General features: G+C 48.2%; 14 protein-coding genes. 12 read left to right on the top strand and 2 right to left on the bottom strand.

Translation table 11 applies throughout. The features are described from left to right. Positions 1 to 75 precede the first annotated feature (75 nt). Complete coding sequence (locus KW93_RS05160) at positions 76 to 1,176, bottom strand: M24 family metallopeptidase (protein ID WP_033541913.1); 1,101 nt, start codon at positions 1,174 to 1,176, stop codon at positions 76 to 78. 87 nt (positions 1,177 to 1,263) lie between these two features. Between KW93_RS05160 and KW93_RS05155 the strand changes: the two genes are divergently transcribed. Then, on the top strand, positions 1,264 to 1,944 hold the full coding sequence (locus KW93_RS05155) for a metal-dependent hydrolase (RefSeq protein WP_033541912.1): 681 nt from the start codon (positions 1,264 to 1,266) through the stop codon (positions 1,942 to 1,944). A 99-nt stretch (positions 1,945 to 2,043) separates the two neighbouring features. Next, positions 2,044 to 3,351, top strand: coding sequence for a DRTGG domain-containing protein (locus tag KW93_RS05150; protein WP_033541914.1), 1,308 nt, complete (start codon positions 2,044 to 2,046; stop codon positions 3,349 to 3,351). A 35-nt stretch (positions 3,352 to 3,386) separates the two neighbouring features. Here KW93_RS05150 and KW93_RS05145 read toward each other — a convergent pair whose 3' ends face one another. Next, on the bottom strand, positions 3,387 to 3,686 hold the full coding sequence (locus KW93_RS05145) for a YtpI family protein (protein ID WP_033541911.1): 300 nt from the start codon (positions 3,684 to 3,686) through the stop codon (positions 3,387 to 3,389). Positions 3,687 to 3,786: 100 nt separating this feature from the next. Here KW93_RS05145 and KW93_RS05140 point away from each other — a divergent pair, with 100 nt between their 5' ends. The 10 genes from KW93_RS05140 to icd all read left to right on the top strand — a co-directional run bounded on the left by KW93_RS05140 (position 3,787) and on the right by icd (position 16,352). Continuing rightward, the gene (locus tag KW93_RS05140; protein WP_033541910.1) at positions 3,787 to 4,731 is read left to right on the top strand and encodes a DHH family phosphoesterase; all 945 of its coding nucleotides are present in this window, start codon (positions 3,787 to 3,789) and stop codon (positions 4,729 to 4,731) included. A 21-nt stretch (positions 4,732 to 4,752) separates the two neighbouring features. Further along, positions 4,753 to 7,818: a DNA polymerase III subunit alpha gene (dnaE, locus tag KW93_RS05135; RefSeq protein ID WP_235318362.1), complete on the top strand. Its 3,066-nt coding sequence runs from the start codon at positions 4,753 to 4,755 to the stop codon at positions 7,816 to 7,818. A 112-nt stretch (positions 7,819 to 7,930) separates the two neighbouring features. Then, a complete protein-coding gene (locus KW93_RS05130) occupies positions 7,931 to 8,584 on the top strand; it encodes a FadR/GntR family transcriptional regulator (RefSeq protein WP_033541908.1) in 654 nt (217 codons plus the stop codon). Then, on the top strand, positions 8,568 to 9,440 hold the full coding sequence (gene accD, locus KW93_RS05125; protein ID WP_033541907.1) for an acetyl-CoA carboxylase, carboxyltransferase subunit beta: 873 nt from the start codon (positions 8,568 to 8,570) through the stop codon (positions 9,438 to 9,440). Before KW93_RS05130 ends, accD begins: the two co-directional genes overlap by 17 nt. Beyond that, positions 9,433 to 10,398 carry an acetyl-CoA carboxylase carboxyltransferase subunit alpha gene (locus tag KW93_RS05120; RefSeq protein ID WP_033541906.1) on the top strand — a complete coding sequence of 322 codons (966 nt, stop codon included), beginning with the start codon at positions 9,433 to 9,435 and terminating at the stop codon, positions 10,396 to 10,398. Before accD ends, KW93_RS05120 begins: the two co-directional genes overlap by 8 nt. A gap of 140 nt (positions 10,399 to 10,538) precedes the next feature. Then, on the top strand, positions 10,539 to 11,498 hold the full coding sequence (gene pfkA / locus KW93_RS05115) for a 6-phosphofructokinase (RefSeq protein WP_033541905.1): 960 nt from the start codon (positions 10,539 to 10,541) through the stop codon (positions 11,496 to 11,498). A gap of 22 nt (positions 11,499 to 11,520) precedes the next feature. Beyond that, entirely contained in the window at positions 11,521 to 13,281 is a 1,761-nt protein-coding gene (gene pyk / locus KW93_RS05110) for a pyruvate kinase (RefSeq protein WP_033541904.1), read from the top strand. Positions 13,282 to 13,307: 26 nt separating this feature from the next. Continuing rightward, positions 13,308 to 13,691: an FxsA family protein gene (locus tag KW93_RS05105; RefSeq protein WP_033541903.1), complete on the top strand. Its 384-nt coding sequence runs from the start codon at positions 13,308 to 13,310 to the stop codon at positions 13,689 to 13,691. A gap of 186 nt (positions 13,692 to 13,877) precedes the next feature. After that, positions 13,878 to 14,993 (top strand): citrate synthase, encoded by a 1,116-nt coding sequence (gene citZ / locus KW93_RS05100; RefSeq protein WP_033541902.1) that lies wholly within the window; start codon positions 13,878 to 13,880, stop codon positions 14,991 to 14,993. A gap of 90 nt (positions 14,994 to 15,083) precedes the next feature. Beyond that, positions 15,084 to 16,352 carry an NADP-dependent isocitrate dehydrogenase gene (gene icd / locus KW93_RS05095; protein WP_033541901.1) on the top strand — a complete coding sequence of 423 codons (1,269 nt, stop codon included), beginning with the start codon at positions 15,084 to 15,086 and terminating at the stop codon, positions 16,350 to 16,352. The last annotated feature ends 144 nt before the right edge of the window (positions 16,353 to 16,496 follow it).

Raw genomic sequence — 16,496 nt, 5'->3', positions numbered from 1 at the left:
CGAAGCTAGCGCAGCGATGCAGGAGCACGGTTTTTGGAAAGCGGAGCTGTTTTGTGAAATATCGATATTAATAGTTTATATATTATTGATTATCTGCAGTTCCTTTGGATACTTGGTCAGGATTTCTACACCGGTTTCGGTTACAGCGAGATCGTCTTCGATCCGCACGCCGACTTTGCCCGGGACGTAAATGCCGGGTTCGATCGTAAAGACCATGCCGGCTTCCATAACCATATCGTTCGCTCCGTGAAGCGATGGGAATTCATGGACAGAGATGCCGAGCCCGTGGCCTAGACGGTGGGTAAAGTATTCGCCATAGCCGGCATTTTCAATGGCATTGCGTGCAATTCGGTCGAGCTCTGCAGCCGTAACACCGGGCTTGACGGCGTTGACCGCGGCCACTTGAGCTTCCAGCAAGATATTATAGACTTTTTTCTGTTCTTCGCCGGGTTCGCCCAGAGCAAGCGTGCGGGTGATGTCTGAACAATAGCCCTTGTGGACAACTCCCAGGTCAAACAGGACCAGGTCGCCTTTCTGCAATTTGCGGCCGCCGGTTTTTCCGTGGGGAGATGCGGCATGATCGCCGGTCAATACGCTGGTGTCGAATGACATATGGGTTACACCGCGTTTTTTCAGTGCAAGTTCAATTTCCGTCATGACTTCGATTTCCGTGATGCCTTGTTTGATGGTTTTCGCGGCGACTTCGATGGCGTAATCTGCCAAAGCGGCTGCTTCACGGAGGATCTCCAGTTCAGCTTCATCTTTGATGACCCGCAAGGCGTTTACTTTTTCGTCGATGCCGACAATTTTCGGCGTACCGAAAAACTCGTTGATTGCGTCATAGCGTTCCACGATCATATGCGATTTTTCAATTGCGAGAACTTTGATGGATCCGGCTGTTTCCTGAGCTGTCTTATGCAGCACTTCCATCGCGTTTTGCGTATCGGTGTGTCCGATGATGCGGCCGTTCCAGCCTGCACTTTTGGCATCCGGAATTTCCATCTGCGGGCAGATGAGGAAAGGTTCGGCTTCTTTGAAAATCATGACGCCGAGCAGCCGTTCATGAGGATTGCTTTTGAATCCGGAAAAATAAAAGACGTTGTCCGGATTGGTGATGAACGCAGCATCGATCCCGTTTTCATTCAGATAGTCCTGCAGTTTAGTGATTTTATTCATATTAGAATTCCTCCTCTATATGTGTAGCATAACAAAGTTAAGGGTATAAGACAGCTAGAATCTGCACACAATAAATGGAGGGATATCATGAAAGTTTCGTATCACGGTCATTCGGTCGTAAAAATTCTGGCGGGAGGGAAAACGATATTGATCGACCCTTTCATCAACGGCAACAGTCTGACAGATTTGAAAGTGGATAGAGTAAAACCGGATGTGATCCTGCTGACACATGCGCATAATGATCATGTGGGCGATACCGTTGAACTGGCGCAGGAAAATGACGCACAGGTTGTTGCACCGGTGGAACTCGCCAATTATCTGGGCACATTAGGGCTTGATGTGGTCGGCATGAATCTGGGCGGTTCAAAAAGCTTTGACTTTGGAACAGTCAAATACACCAAAGCTTTCCACAGTTCTTCCTATACGACAGATGATGGAGATGTCATCTACGGCGGCATGCCGGCGGGAATCCTGTTCACCTCAGAAGGAAAAACGGTTTATCACGCCGGCGACACCGAATTATTCGGTGACATGGAACTGATTGGCAAACGCCATTCCATCGATGTGGCTTTCCTGCCAATCGGGGATTTTTTCACGATGGGACCGGAAGATGCTGCTTACGCGGCTGAACTTTTAAAGGCAAAAACGGTTGTACCGATCCATTACAATACTTTCCCGCCAATCAAACAGGATCCTGAAAAGTTCAAAGAGATGGTGACGGGATCCGATGTGAAGATATTAAAAGCCGGAGAGCAATTTGAAATTTAACCGGAATACCCCCGAAGAGCAATCATTCTTCGGGGGTTTCTGTTTTGGGAAATATGGTACACTTAATGCATCAGGACAGCAGAAAGAATGGGTGACCAGATGGCGACGAAACATGAACAGATACTTCATTATATTGAAACCCTGGAGGTCGGGGAAAAAATTTCCGTCCGCCGCATTGCGAAAGCGTTGCAGGTCAGTGAAGGAACAGCTTACCGCGCGATCAAAGAAGCTGAAAATCAGCGGCTTGTTTCAACAATTGAACGGGTGGGGACCATCCGCATCGATAGGAAGAAGAAAGAAAATATTGAGCGGCTGACTTATGCGGAAATTGTCAATATCGTCGATGGGCAGGTGCTCGGCGGAAGAACCGGTTTACACAAATCGTTGACGAAATTCGTCATCGGCGCCATGCAGCTGGAAGACATGATGCGCTATACGGAAGCCGGCAATCTGCTGATCGTCGGAAATCGTTCCAAAGCTCATGAATTTGCGCTGAAGGCGGGAGCCGCCGTATTGGTGACAGGAGGATTCGATGCGTCTGAGGCAGTCAAGAAGCTGGCAGATGAATACGAATTGCCGGTGATTTCCACGAGCTACGATACGTTTACAGTGGCAACAATGATCAACCGGGCTATCTATGACCAATTGATTAAAAAAGAGATTTTATTGATAGAAGATATTTTGATTCCGCTGGAGAATACCCATTTTCTTCGTCAGCGGGACCCTATCAGGCGCTATCGCCAATTAAATGAGGAAACAGCGCACGGCGGTTTTCCGGTGATTGATGACGCCGGCAGGATCGTTGGGATTTTGACTTCGAGGGATATTATCGGCTTTACGGACGAAGACAGCGTCGAAAAAGCGATGACGAAAGATCCGATAACGGTCACGCTGCAGACAAGTGTCGCTTCGGCCGGACACCGGATGATCTGGGAAGGGATCGACCTGCTGCCTGTGATAGACGATCAGGGGAAATTATGCGGCATCATCAGCCGACAGGATGTCCTGAAAGCAATACAGACGGCACAGCGCCAGCCGCAGCAGGGCGAGACGATCGATGACATCATTAAAAGCCAGCTGCAGATGAAGCCCCATGAAAAATTGTCTCTCGAATTCAAAGTCACGCCGCAAATGACGAATTCGTACGGTTCGATTTCATATGGGGCCTATACCACGATCTTATCGGAAGCTGCCGTCAGTGCTTTAAAGACAAAAAACCGCAAAGACAGCGTACTGGAAAACATGACGGTCTATTTTCTGAAACCAGTTCAATTGGATTCTGTCATCAGCATCAAACCGGCCATTTTGGACATCAGCCGAAAATCGGCAAAGGTCGACATCGAAATTGGTTTCGAAGGCGAAATTGTCGGCAAGGCATTGCTGACATTCCAGCTGCTGGACAGGTGAAAATAAAGAACCCCCTCTTTATGGAGGGGGGATTGCTATTCGTTCAGCCGTGCTTCTTCAGCCACGAATTGGTGGTAATGCTTGGCGGCTTTGTAATTATGGATGACCATGACCAGCCCTAAAATGATGAAAATGCCGGCAACAATATATGTTAGCGGAGTTTGGGAGACGATAATCAGGTCAATACCCAGAAATACACCGAAACTGCCTAGAAATACGGAAGCGTTGGAAGCATACCATTTTTTACGTATCGGCAGTGTTGTCCGGAATTGCTTTGTCTTATAATAGAAATAAAACATGATTGAAAAAATCATTAAAACTATAAAAATTAACATAAGGACCTCCTGTATTCAAAAACTCTTCCTCTACTTTACATTGTACTGAGAATTGGGTTTGAATGCGAACGGATTTCCTTGAAAGCGGAGGAACGCCCCTATGAACAGTCAAATCATCGACACAATTAAACAATACGAAACAATCATCATCCATCGGCATGTAAGGCCGGACCCCGATGCATACGGTTCACAATTGGGGCTGAAATACATATTGCAGCATAATTATCCTGAAAAGCGCATCCTTGCTGCGGGTGAGCATGACCTTACGATGGATTTTCTTGGCACCCCTGACCCCGTGGGGGACGAATCTTTTAAGGGAGCATTGGTGATTGTCACGGATACAGCCAACACGGAACGGGTCGATGATCAGCGCTATATCAATGCGGATAAAATCATCAAAATTGACCACCACCCCAATGACGATGCATATGGTGATGTCATACTTGTTGACACGAATGCCAGTTCTTCTTCAGAACTGATCTATGAATTATTCGCGACCGGGCAGGAACAGGAGAAGTGGGAGCTTCCTGTATCTGCAGCCCGTCAGCTGTATGCGGGCATCATCGGCGACACGGGCCGTTTCCTGTTTCCGAGCACAACACAAAAAACCTTTAAAATCGCCGGTGAATTGATTAAAAGCGATTTCGACCGCAATGCGCTGCATAACGGCATGTACGAAATGGAAAGAAAGCTTCTTCATTTGCAGGGATATATTTATCAGAACTTCAAAATGGACGAAAATGGGGCAGCCCATGTGAAAATCACGATGGATATCCTGAAGGAATTTGATGTGACCGCGACTGAAACTTCACTTCTTGTGAGTTCCCTCGGCAATGTCAAAGGCATGAAGGCGTGGGTCATTTTCATCGAAGAAGAAGATGAAATCCGTGTCCGCCTCCGCTCAAAAGGGCCGGTCATCAATAACCTGGCGAAGGAATTCAACGGCGGCGGCCATCCGATGGCTTCCGGCGCCACAGCCTATTCATGGGAAGAAGCGGAACAGGTGATTGTCCGCTTGAAAGAAATTTGCGCAGCTGCAGAATGATGGGGAGGGATCGTTTTGTCAATGGTTTATCCACACATTAGCACGTCGGCAGACCTGCTGAAGAGTACGGTGCGCGTTGATGAACTTTTCCCTTTTCTGAAAGAACAGGGGACGGTTGCCGTCGCCATCGTCAACTCTAAATTATATGGCACGCTTCCTTTCTGGGAAGCGTGCTACCGGGCCGGCATCCACGGGGTGATCGGCTTTTCGGCGTCCATCGAATTTGAAGAGCAGCATTATCCGGTCGTGCTTTATGCACAAAGCAATAAAGGCTTTGGCAACCTGCTGAAAATTTCAAGCGCACTTGCCACGCGCAAGCGGGAAGCGATTCCGGAGCAGTGGCTGAACGCCTATAAGGAAGGGCTGATCTGTGTCATCCCCAATTCGCTGGAATGGACCCTGACCGATCGGCATGAAGTATTTGAATATGTTTCCTCAGTTTTTGGCAAGCAAAGTTACGGAAGCATCCAGCGTCCGGGCGGCCGGCGGCTGGAAGGTGAGGATGCGTTCGCTGACGCCTGCGGACGATTGCAGATGCCGATCATTGCAACACAGGAAGTCAGGTACTTGAAAAAAGAAGGCGCCTTTGCCTATGAAGTGGCTTCAGCCATCGGGCAGGGACTGAAATTATCGGATGAACAAAGGAAGCGCCCGGAACATACAGATGCCTATGCCCCGAACGCCGGTGAAATGAAAAGCTGGTTTTCGGATCATCCCGAATGGCTCGAAACGGCACGCCAAATGCTTCTCGGCTGCAAAGTCACGATCCGGACCAACAGGCAGCTGCTGCCGGTGTTTCCGCTGGCAGAGGAAATCGATAAAGCGGCGTACATTAAATCATTATGCATGGATGGATTGAAAGGCAGGCTCGGCACCTCGTCAATTTCCGAAGCGTATATTTCACGGCTTGATTATGAACTGGGCGTCATCGGTACTATGGACTTTATCGATTATTTTTTGATCGTTTCCGATTTCATGAAATTCGCGAGGAGTGAAGGCATCATGACCGGACCGGGACGCGGCTCATCTGCCAGTTCCCTTGTGGCTTATTCGCTCCACATCACGGATGTCGATCCACTGGAACACGGCTTGCTGTTTGAACGTTTCCTCAATCCGGAGCGTGTCACTTTGCCTGATATCGATATCGACTTTGCCGACCACAAAAGGCAGGAAGTGGTCGACTATGTGGCGAAAAAATACGGCCAGGCAAGAACAGCTCAGATCATTACGTTCGGCACCTTGTCCGCCAAAGCGGTGGCACGGGATACTGCCCGGGTTTTCGGATTTGAAAATGAAGACCTGGAAGCGATATCGAAACTCATCCCCAATCGGATCGGTACGACACTGCGCTCTGCCCTGAAAGAAAATAAGGCATTGAATGACTGGATCATCGCCAGTGAAGAACGCAAAACATGGTTTAAAACTGCAATTCAGCTGGAAGGTTTGCCGCGCCATGCATCCACACATGCGGCGGGCGTCATTTTGAGCCCGACTCCTCTTGTGGATTACGTTCCAATTGAAGAAGGTAATGAGGGCATCTATCTGACCCAATGGCCGATGGGCGATTTGGAAGCGATTGGCCTCCTGAAAATGGACTTTCTGGGTTTGCGTAACTTGACGATCCTGGAACAAATCCGCAAATTGCTTGCGAAAGGGACAGGCAAAACTATCGATTACCGAAAACTGCCGCTCGACGACGCACCGACATTTAAATTGCTGGCAGCCGGCGACAGCACCGGCATCTTTCAATTGGAATCAGATGGAATGAGAGGGGCTTTGCGGCAGATTCAGCCCACCGCTTTCGGTGATATTGTCGCAGTCAATGCGCTCTTCAGGCCGGGCCCGATGGAATTTATTCCGCTGTATGCCAAACGGAAGCATAAACAGGAAGCCGTTCAATATGTCCATCCGATTCTTGAGCCGATCCTTAAAGAAACCTACGGCGTTATCGTCTATCAGGAACAAATTATGCAGATTGCCGCACAGATGGCCGGTTTTACGCTGGGCCAGGCCGATATTCTGAGGCGGGCAGTCAGTAAAAAGAAAAGGGAAATACTTGATCAGGAACGGGTTCATTTTGTTCAGGGCGCCTTGAAAAAGGGCTTTAAGGAAAGTGAAGCAGCCGAAGTCTACGATTTGATCGTCCGTTTCGCCGATTATGGTTTCCCGAAAAGCCATGCGGTCGCCTACAGTATGATTTCGTATCAGCTTGCTTATATGAAGGCGAATTATCCTGTTTACTTCTACGCTGTAATGCTCAGCAATTCAGCCGGCAATGCAGAAAAGACGAAACAGCTGCTGCAGGAAATAAAAGAAAAAAATATTCCGGTATTGCCGCCGTCTGTGCAAAACAGTTATTCATCCTTTTCAATAGAAGAAGGAAAATTGCGGATTGGCCTGAATGCGGTGAAAGGTGTACCGGGAACTGCCATAAAAGCGTTGCTTGCTTCACGCCAGGAACATGGTCAGTTTACGAGCCTGTTCAATATTGCGGAACGGATTTCCGCCATTCATTTCACACGGAAAGCTTTTGAACCGCTGATCAAAGCCGGAGCTCTCGATGATTTCGGGTCGGACCGGGCAGTGCTGCTGGCGTCGCTCGACAGCGCCGTCAAACATGCGGAGCTCGTCAAGCCGGATGAAGAACCCGGCTTGTTTGATGATATGGGAGCAAGTTTTATGAAGCCGAAATACACGAAAGCTTCGCCGATTCCCGAAAATCTGAAACTGGATCTCGAAATGGAAGTGTTAGGCTTTTATCTTTCCACGCATCCGATAGAGAGGGAAAAAGAAAGGCGGCAAAAGTATTTTGACGCATTGAAATCCCTTAAGCAGAAACGGGATAAAGAGCGGGTGTCTGTACTCGGCATGATCGAGGAAATAAAAAGGATCCGGACGAAAAAAGGGGATGCGATGGCTTTTGTCACCCTCCAGGATGATACCGGCCCCGCATCGGTCACATTGTTCCCGGAAGAATATGCGAAATACAATTCACTGCTGAACGAACACGCCATTATCGAAATCCAGGGAACCATCGAAAATCGCAATAACCGCACCTCGGTTATTTGCAAAACGATCAATATTTGACTGCTTTTCCAACCGGAAAAGCAGTTTTTGCTTTACGTGAGCAGGATTTTTTTGTATTGTAAGAACATGAGTGGTCAGACCACTTTCAAAAAAATGGGAACAGAGGTCAGCTATGAACCAACCAAAACGATATCTGGACATTGTCCTGGATATACGGAAAATGATCAGCCAGGAAAATATCAGGCCTGGCGACAGAATTCCTTCCGAAAGGGAACTGGCCGAAACTTTGAAAGTTGGCCGTTCAACGATTCGCGAAGCGCTCCGAAGCCTTGAATTGCTCGGGCTGATTGAAACCCGGCGAGGAGAAGGCACGTTTTTATCGGATCATCGCAACCATCGATTGGTGGAAGTCCTGTCGACATTCATTCTCCAGGATAATCAATCGCAAAGGGATGTCCAGGAGACACGGAAGATCCATGAACTTTCCGCTATCCGGGCAATTTGCCAAAATGAAGTCTCCAGCCAATTGCCTGTCTGGGACAGTTTTTCCAGGCAAATCGATGAAGGGGAAACTTTTCTCCGCGAAGATTTCATGCGGGAACTTTTGGTGTTATCGGGTAACCGGCTGTCATTGAAAATTTGGATCTTGCTGGCACAGTACAGCGGCAATCCTTATAAAGGACGCATTACAACAGATGAAACTGCAATGATCAAAAATATACTGGCTGCAATTATGCGGCAGGATGCTGATAAGGCCGCTTCCGGATTAACCCTCTGGATTGACTGGCTGCAAAAGGAGAGTACAGAAGATGACCATGATACGTGATATTTTCAAACGCAACAGAGAACGGAATGACACGACAATTCCATCCAAAGCGGCCAAAGATGTTCCTGAAGGCCTTATGTATAAATGTCCGGAATGCAAGCATATCGAATTGACGAAAGAAATGTCAAAACTCCTGAAAGTCTGCCCGAAATGTGATCATCACTGTAAAATGACTGCACACGAACGGGTTGAAAGTTTGATGGATAAAGGTTCTTTCGAATCGATGGACGATCATTTGAAAAGCGCAAATCCGCTCGGCTTTCCCGGCTATACGGAGAAAATCGAAGCGGACAGTGAAAAAACAGGGTTGAACGAAGCTGTGTTGACGGGCATCGGGAAGATTGACGGCCAGCCATTGGTAGCGGCCATCATGGATTCCCATTTCCGTATGGGTTCGATGGGCTCTGTCGTGGGTGAAAAAATCACCCGTGCGATCGAAAAGGCGACGGACGAACGTCTGCCTTTCGTCATTTTTACGGCCAGCGGAGGCGCACGCATGCAGGAAGGCGTTCTCTCGCTAATGCAGATGGCAAAGACAAGCGTTGCTTTAAAACGGCACAGCAATGAAGGGCTGTTGTTTATTTCCATTTTGACTCACCCGACTACAGGAGGAGTGTCGGCAAGTTTTGCTTCTGTCGGCGACATCAATATCGCAGAGCCGAAAGCTTTGATCGGTTTTGCCGGGAGACGTGTCATTGAACAGACAGTGCGTGAAAAACTGCCCGAAGATTTCCAGACGGCTGAATTTTTATTGGCGCATGGCCAGCTTGATGCGGTCGTTCACCGCCACAAAATGAAGAATACTTTATCATCGCTGATCAAACTGCATACGAAAGGGGCTGTGGCACATGGCTAAAAAAGTTCAGAAGTCACTGCCGTTTGAAGAACCGCTGATCCAGCTCCGGAAAAAAATCGGAGAGCTGAAAGAATATACAGCAAATGCAGAAGTGGATTTAACTGCAGAAATCTCCAGTTTGGAAGCACGGCTTGAAAAATTGGAAACAGAAATTTATGAAGACATGAAACCGTGGGACCGGGTTCAGGTGGCCCGCCACCCGAACCGGCCGACCACGCTGGATTATATTCCTTATATGTTTGAGGATTTTATTGAACTCCATGGAGACCGGCTTTACGGTGACGACGAAGCGATCGTTGGAGGCATAGCTTCTTTCAAGGGGCAGCCGGTGACTGTCATTGGCCACCAGCGGGGCAAAGATACAAAAGAAAATGTGCGGCGGAATTTTGGCATGCCGCATCCCGAAGGCTACAGAAAGGCACTTCGTCTCATGAAACAGGCTGAAAAGTTTAGCAGGCCCATCATCTGCCTGATCGACACGAAAGGCGCCTATCCGGGGAAAGCTGCGGAAGAACGCGGACAAAGTGAAGCGATTGCCCGCAATCTCGTGGAAATGGCCGGCCTGAAAGTTCCTGTCGTTTCCATTGTCATCGGTGAAGGCGGAAGCGGGGGAGCTCTGGCGCTTGGTGTGGGGAACCATATTCTGATGCTGGAAAACTCGACGTTTTCGGTTATTTCGCCCGAAGGAGCCGCTTCTATTCTCTGGAAGGATTCCGCTCTGGCACAGACGGCGGCTGAAGCGATGAAGATTACAGCACCTAATCTTCTGGAGATGGGCATCATCGAACGCATCGTTCCGGAAATCCGGGGTGGTGCTCACCATGACCTGGTAAAGCAGGCGGAATTCCTGTCAACTGAAATTGAAAAGTCACTGGCAGAATTAAATCCGTTGAACGCCGATGAATTGATTATGCAGCGCTATGATAAATTCAAGTCCATTGGTGTGTTTACAGAATAAAACCGCTTCGGCGGTTTTTTGTGTTTATCGGCAGAAAATGATTCGCGGCCATGTATCGAAATTCGAATGAGCTGGACTGACAGCAGGGGGATGCTCGTGGTAAAGTGAATGGAGTATAAGGATGGCAGGAGGCTGGAAAGATGAAGCGAATCGGAGTATTGACAAGTGGCGGAGACGCACCTGGCATGAACGCTGCAGTTCGGGCTGTAGTGCGGAAAGCGATTTTTCATGAACTGGAAGTTTACGGTATCTATTACGGCTATCAGGGTTTATTGGCCGGCAATATTGAAAGGCTTGAAGCCGGAGATGTAGGTGACATCATTCAGCGGGGCGGCACAAAGCTGTATTCGGCGAGATGCGCTGAATTCAAAACGGAGGAAGGCCAGGCCAAGGCCATCGAACAATTAAAAAAACATGGCATCGAAGGATTGGTGGTCATTGGCGGTGATGGCTCCTACCGGGGAGCTATGGCTTTGACCGAAAAAGGGTTTCCCTGCGTCGGCGTGCCGGGCACCATCGACAATGATATACCCGGGACGGATTATACGATCGGCTTTGATACTGCGCTGAACACAATCATCGAAGCGATTGACAAAATACGGGACACCGCCACCAGCCATGAGCGGACCTTCATCATCGAAGTTATGGGCCGTGACGCCGGAGATCTGGCTTTATGGGCAGGGCTCGCCGGCGGTGCAGAAACCATTCTGATTCCGGAAACGGATTTTGATATGGACGACATGATCGAACGTCTGCAAAAAGGGAAAAAGCGCGGCAAGAAACACAGTATCATCATCGTTGCTGAAGGGGTGATGAGCGCCAATGAGCTGGCGGGGAAAATTCAAGGTAAAATAGACCTTGAGACGAGAGTTTCAGTTCTGGGCCATATTCAGCGGGGCGGAACACCCACCGGACGTGATCGGGTCCTTGGGAGTCTATTTGGTGCACGTGCTGTGGAAGTCCTATTGGATGGACCAGGCGGGCGGGCAATTGGCATGAGAAATCATCAAGTGGTAGACTATGATATGACAAAAGCGTTTACCGGTGAACATGACACCGATATGAGTTTGTACACACTATCCAAAGAACTATCAATTTAAAAAGCAAAATGGAGTGAGTCTATTGAGGAAAACAAAGATCGTTTGTACTATTGGCCCTGCGAGTGAATCGCCGGAAATGCTGGAGGCACTTATCGAAGCGGGCATGAACGTGGCGCGCCTGAACTTTTCACACGGCAATCATGAAGAGCATGGCGAACGCATCAAGCGCATCCGGGAGGCATCTGAAAAATCGGGTAAAATCGTCGGGATTCTGCTGGATACGAAAGGGCCTGAAATCCGCACGCACCAAATGGAGAATGATGGAATTGACCTGGTGACCAACCAGAAAATTGCCATTTCAATGAAAGAAGTGCTGGGTACAGCTGAACTGTTTTCAATAACTTATGGGCAACTTATCGAGGATGTCAACGTGGGATCCATTATTTTACTGGATGACGGGCTGATTGAACTGCGTGTCGAGTCGATCGACAAAGAAAATGGCCTGATCCATACAATCGTAGTAAACGCTGGCACGCTGAAAAGCAAAAAAGGTGTCAATGTCCCTGGAGTTTCAGTTCAATTGCCGGGGATTACAGAAAAAGATGCACAGGATATCCTGTTCGGCATCGGGCAAGGTGTGGATTTTGTCGCAGCATCCTTCGTGAGAAGGGCTTCGGATGTCATGGAAATCCGGGAACTTCTGGAGAAAAATGGCGGTTCACACATACAGATCATCCCGAAAATTGAAAATCAGGAAGGCGTCGATAATATTGATGAAATCATCATGGTATCGGATGGCCTGATGGTGGCTCGCGGTGATTTGGGCGTGGAAATTCCGGCAGAAGAAGTGCCGCTAGTCCAAAAATCCCTGATCGAAAAATGCAACAGCGCAGGGAAACCGGTCATTACCGCTACGCAAATGCTGGACTCGATGCAGCGCAATCCGCGTCCGACAAGAGCAGAAGCGAGTGATGTCGCGAATGCGATTTTCGACGGCACCGATGCAATCATGCTGTCCGGGGAAACGGCAGCCGGCATTTATCCGGTTGAATCTGTGGAAACGATGCACCGCATTGCCATGACAACCGAATCAGCGCTCAATTACAAACAGCTTGTTTCCGATAGAAGAAAAGACAAAGAAGCGAATATGACGGAAGCGATCGGCCAGGCAGTGGTTTACACGGCCCTGAATCTGAAAGTCAAAGCGATCATTGCCCCGACTGAAAGCGGCACAACTGCGAAGATGATTTCAAAATACCGGCCGGAATCACCGATCATCGCTGTGACGTCATCTGATTTTGCAGCCAAGAAACTGACGCTTGTATGGGGCGTGCAGCCGATAGTCGGCACACCGGTCCATTCGACGGATGAAGTGTTTGCAATCGCCGTTGAAGAAAGCCTGAAGCATGAATACGTGAATCATGGTGATCTCGTTGTTATTACAGCGGGAGTTCCTGTCGGCAAAGCCGGTACCACGAACCTCATGAAAGTCCATGTCATTGGCGATATCGCTGCAAAAGGGCAAGGAATCGGTAAGATGGTTGCCTACGGCGAATCACTTGTCGTCCGAACAGCAGAAGAAGCGAATGCCGTTGACACGGAAGGGAAAATCATCGTAACGATCGGCACGGATCGTGAGATGATGCCTGCAATCGAAAAATGCGCCGGCCTCGTAACAGAAGAAGGCGGGCTTACAAGCCACGCAGCTGTTGTCGGGTTAAGCCTTGGCATCCCGGTGATTGTTGGTGTAGAAGGTGCGACAAGCCTCATACAAAACAATGAAGACATTACGATTGACGCAGAAACAGGCGTTGTTTACCATGGTCACGCAAGTGTATTGTAAGACACAAAGGGAGGCGACCTTTCCATATGAAGCGACTGATTCTGTTATTGATCGTTGTTCCGGCTCTTGAACTGGCGCTGCTGATCTGGGCAGCCAATAATATCGGTTTTCTGATAACTGTGGTGCTGATTATCGCCACTGGAGTGATCGGAGCCTTCCTTGCTAAAAAACAGGGAATGAAAGCGATCGGCGACATCCAGAAAGCGATGGCAAATTTCGAGCCGCCGGGTGAAAACCTGCTGAATGCAGGCTTTGTCCTCGTCGGTGGCGTGATGCTGCTGACTCCCGGGTTTATCTCGGATGCAGTCGGGTTCAGCCTGTTATTTGCACCGACACAGAAACTGTACAAGCCGCTTGCTTACCGCTTTATTCAGAAAAGAATGAAAAATACTCGGGTTATTGTTGGCTAACCCGAGTATTTTTATAGAAATTTTTGGGTAACTTTGAGAAAAACAAGCGTTTTCATTCACAAAGCGTTCAATATTGATTATAATGAACAAGGTAAGAAACTTATCAGAGTTTCATAAATGCAGATGAGCCATCATTCTGCCTTTTTTTGTGGAATGGTGAATCATACTGGAGAAGGAGCGAATTCAATGACATCGTCAAAAGGTTTAGAAGGTGTAGTAGCTACACAATCCGCCATCAGTTCCATTATTGATGACACGCTTACATACGTTGGCTACAATATCGATGATCTGGCAAACAACGCCAGCTTTGAAGAAGTGATTTATCTTTTGTGGCATCAAAGATTGCCGAAAGCGGACGAGCTGGCTGAACTGAAACAGCAGCTGGCAGATAACATGTCGGTTCCTAAGGCAGTTTTGGATCATTTTAAAACTTACGACATCAAAAACGTTCATCCGATGGCTGCCCTGCGCACGGCTGTATCATTGCTCGGCCTGTTCGATGAAGAAGCTGAAGAAATGAACCCTGAAGCGAATTACCGCAAAGCGGTCCGCATCCAGGCTAAAATCGCGACGCTGGTAACGGCATTCGGACGTGTCCGCAATGGCCAGGAGCCGGTTGCACCGAAAAATGACCTCAGCTTTGCCGCCAACTTCCTTTATATGCTGTCAGGCGAACTGCCTGCCGATATTGAAGAAGAGGCATTCAATAAAGCGCTGGTCCTGCACGCTGACCATGAACTGAACGCTTCGACTTTCACTGCACGTGTTGCTGTCGCAACTCTTTCTGATGTTTATTCAGGTATTACTGCTGCGATTGGCGCCCTTAAAGGCCCATTGCACGGCGGAGCCAATGAACAGGTCATGAAAATGCTGACAGAAATCGGTTCAGTGGACAATGTCGAACAAGTGATCAATGAAAAACTTGCGAACAAAGAGAAGATTATGGGCTTCGGCCACCGCGTTTACCGCCAGGGTGACCCGCGCGCGAAACACCTTCGCGAAATGTCCCAGAAATTGACAAAAATCCGTGGAGAAGAAAAATGGTATGAAATGTCGATTAAGATCGATGAAATCGTAACCGGCCAGAAGAACCTTCCGCCAAACGTGGATTTCTATTCTGCTTCCGTTTACCATTCATTGAACATCGAACACGATCTGTTCACACCAATTTTCGCGGTATCACGTGCTTCGGGCTGGCTTGCTCATATTCTTGAGCAGTATTCCGACAACCGTCTGATCCGTCCGCGCGCTGAGTACATCGGACCTGGAATGCAGTCGTATGTTCCAGTAAATGAGCGATAAGATTTATTAATATAGAAGAAAAAATTATAAAGTCGCTGGGGCTCACTTACGGTGCAGCCCTATGACTTTGCAAACAGGAGGAATTTCATAATGGCTAACGGCGAAAAGATTTCAGTAGAAAACGGTGTTTTGAACGTTCCCAACAATGCAGTAATCCCATTCATCATCGGTGACGGTACTGGACCGGATATCTGGAATGCAGCTTCACGCGTTCTTGAAGAGTCTGTAAACAAAGCTTATAACGGCGAAAAATCAATCGTCTGGAAAGAAGTTCTTGCTGGTCAGAAAGCATTTGACGAAACTGGCGAATGGCTTCCGGAAGAAACGCTTGAAGTGATCCGTGAGTATTTGATCGCGATCAAAGGACCTCTTACTACTCCTATCGGCGGCGGTATCCGTTCACTGAACGTGGCACTTCGCCAGGAGCTTGACCTTTACACGTGCCTGCGTCCTGTGCGTTATTTCGAAGGCGTGCCTTCACCGGTTAAACGTCCTGAAGATACAGATATGGTCATCTTCCGTGAAAACACTGAAGATATTTACGCTGGTATCGAATACGCAAACGGTTCTGATGAAGTGAAGAAATTGATTTCGTTCCTTACTGATGAAATGGGCGTTAAAAACATCCGTTTCCCTGAATCATCAGGTATCGGCATCAAGCCAGTTTCAGAAGAAGGAACAAAACGCCTTGTTCGCGCTGCAATCAACTATGCCTTGACTGAAGGCCGCGAATCTGTAACGCTTGTGCACAAAGGAAACATCATGAAGTTCACTGAAGGAGCTTTCAAAAACTGGGGTTATGAAGTGGCTGAGCAGGAGTTCGGCGACAAGACTTTCACATGGAACCAGTACGATGCAATCAAAGACGAGCAAGGAACTGACGCTGCAAACAAAGCTCAGGAAGAAGCTCTTGCATCAGGCAAAATCCTTATCAAGGATTCGATCGCTGATATCTTCCTTCAGCAGATCCTTACACGTCCAAGCGAATTCGATGTTGTTGCAACAATGAACCTGAACGGAGATTACATCTCTGACGCTTTGGCTGCACAAGTCGGCGGAATTGGTATCGCTCCTGGAGCGAACATCAACTACGATACAGGACATGCAATTTTTGAAGCAACTCACGGTACAGCTCCGAAATACGCTGGCCTTGATAAAGTTAACCCTTCATCAGTCATTCTTTCAGGCGTCTTGATGCTTGAACACCTTGGCTGGAGCGAAGCGGCTAAATTGATCACGAATTCTATGGAGAAAACAATCGCTTCTAAAGTTGTAACTTACGACTTTGCACGTCTGATGGACGGCGCAACTGAAGTGAAATGCTCTGAGTTCGCTGACGAACTGATTAAAAATATGTAATTCTTGGAGAGAGGGGATTTTTCCCTTCTCTTTTTTAATTCAAATTAATTGCTCTTTAATAACAGATATTCTGCAAAACAGCTGCGCTTTCATGGGGGCCCCGCGCTGAGCTAACCCCTGGGAGTCTTCGCTGTTTTGCTCCAT

Source organism: Planococcus sp. CAU13, assembly GCF_000775575.1.
Classification (GTDB): Bacteria; Bacillota; Bacilli; order Bacillales_A; family Planococcaceae; genus Planococcus.
Note: the sequence above shows the minus strand (reverse complement) of the source record. Positions and strands in the feature narration are given on the sequence as shown.

Bases quoted from the DNA above. Each gene is read 5' to 3' on its own strand.
- KW93_RS05150 (WP_033541914.1), top strand. From the start codon at position 2,044: ATGGCGACGAAACATGAACAGATACTTCATTATATTGAAACCCTGGAG.
- KW93_RS05105 (WP_033541903.1), top strand. From the start codon at position 13,308: ATGAAGCGACTGATTCTGTTATTGATCGTTGTTCCGGCTCTTGAACTG.
- pfkA (WP_033541905.1), top strand. From the start codon at position 10,539: ATGAAGCGAATCGGAGTATTGACAAGTGGCGGAGACGCACCTGGCATG.
- KW93_RS05155 (WP_033541912.1), top strand. From the start codon at position 1,264: ATGAAAGTTTCGTATCACGGTCATTCGGTCGTAAAAATTCTGGCGGGA.
- KW93_RS05130 (WP_033541908.1), top strand. From the start codon at position 7,931: ATGAACCAACCAAAACGATATCTGGACATTGTCCTGGATATACGGAAA.
- KW93_RS05120 (WP_033541906.1), top strand. From the start codon at position 9,433: ATGGCTAAAAAAGTTCAGAAGTCACTGCCGTTTGAAGAACCGCTGATC.
- dnaE (WP_235318362.1), top strand. From the start codon at position 4,753: ATGGTTTATCCACACATTAGCACGTCGGCAGACCTGCTGAAGAGTACG.
- KW93_RS05140 (WP_033541910.1), top strand. From the start codon at position 3,787: ATGAACAGTCAAATCATCGACACAATTAAACAATACGAAACAATCATC.
- icd (WP_033541901.1), top strand. From the start codon at position 15,084: ATGGCTAACGGCGAAAAGATTTCAGTAGAAAACGGTGTTTTGAACGTT.
- citZ (WP_033541902.1), top strand. From the start codon at position 13,878: ATGACATCGTCAAAAGGTTTAGAAGGTGTAGTAGCTACACAATCCGCC.
- KW93_RS05160 (WP_033541913.1), bottom strand. From the start codon at position 1,176: ATGAATAAAATCACTAAACTGCAGGACTATCTGAATGAAAACGGGATC.
- accD (WP_033541907.1), top strand. From the start codon at position 8,568: ATGACCATGATACGTGATATTTTCAAACGCAACAGAGAACGGAATGAC.
- KW93_RS05145 (WP_033541911.1), bottom strand. From the start codon at position 3,686: ATGTTAATTTTTATAGTTTTAATGATTTTTTCAATCATGTTTTATTTC.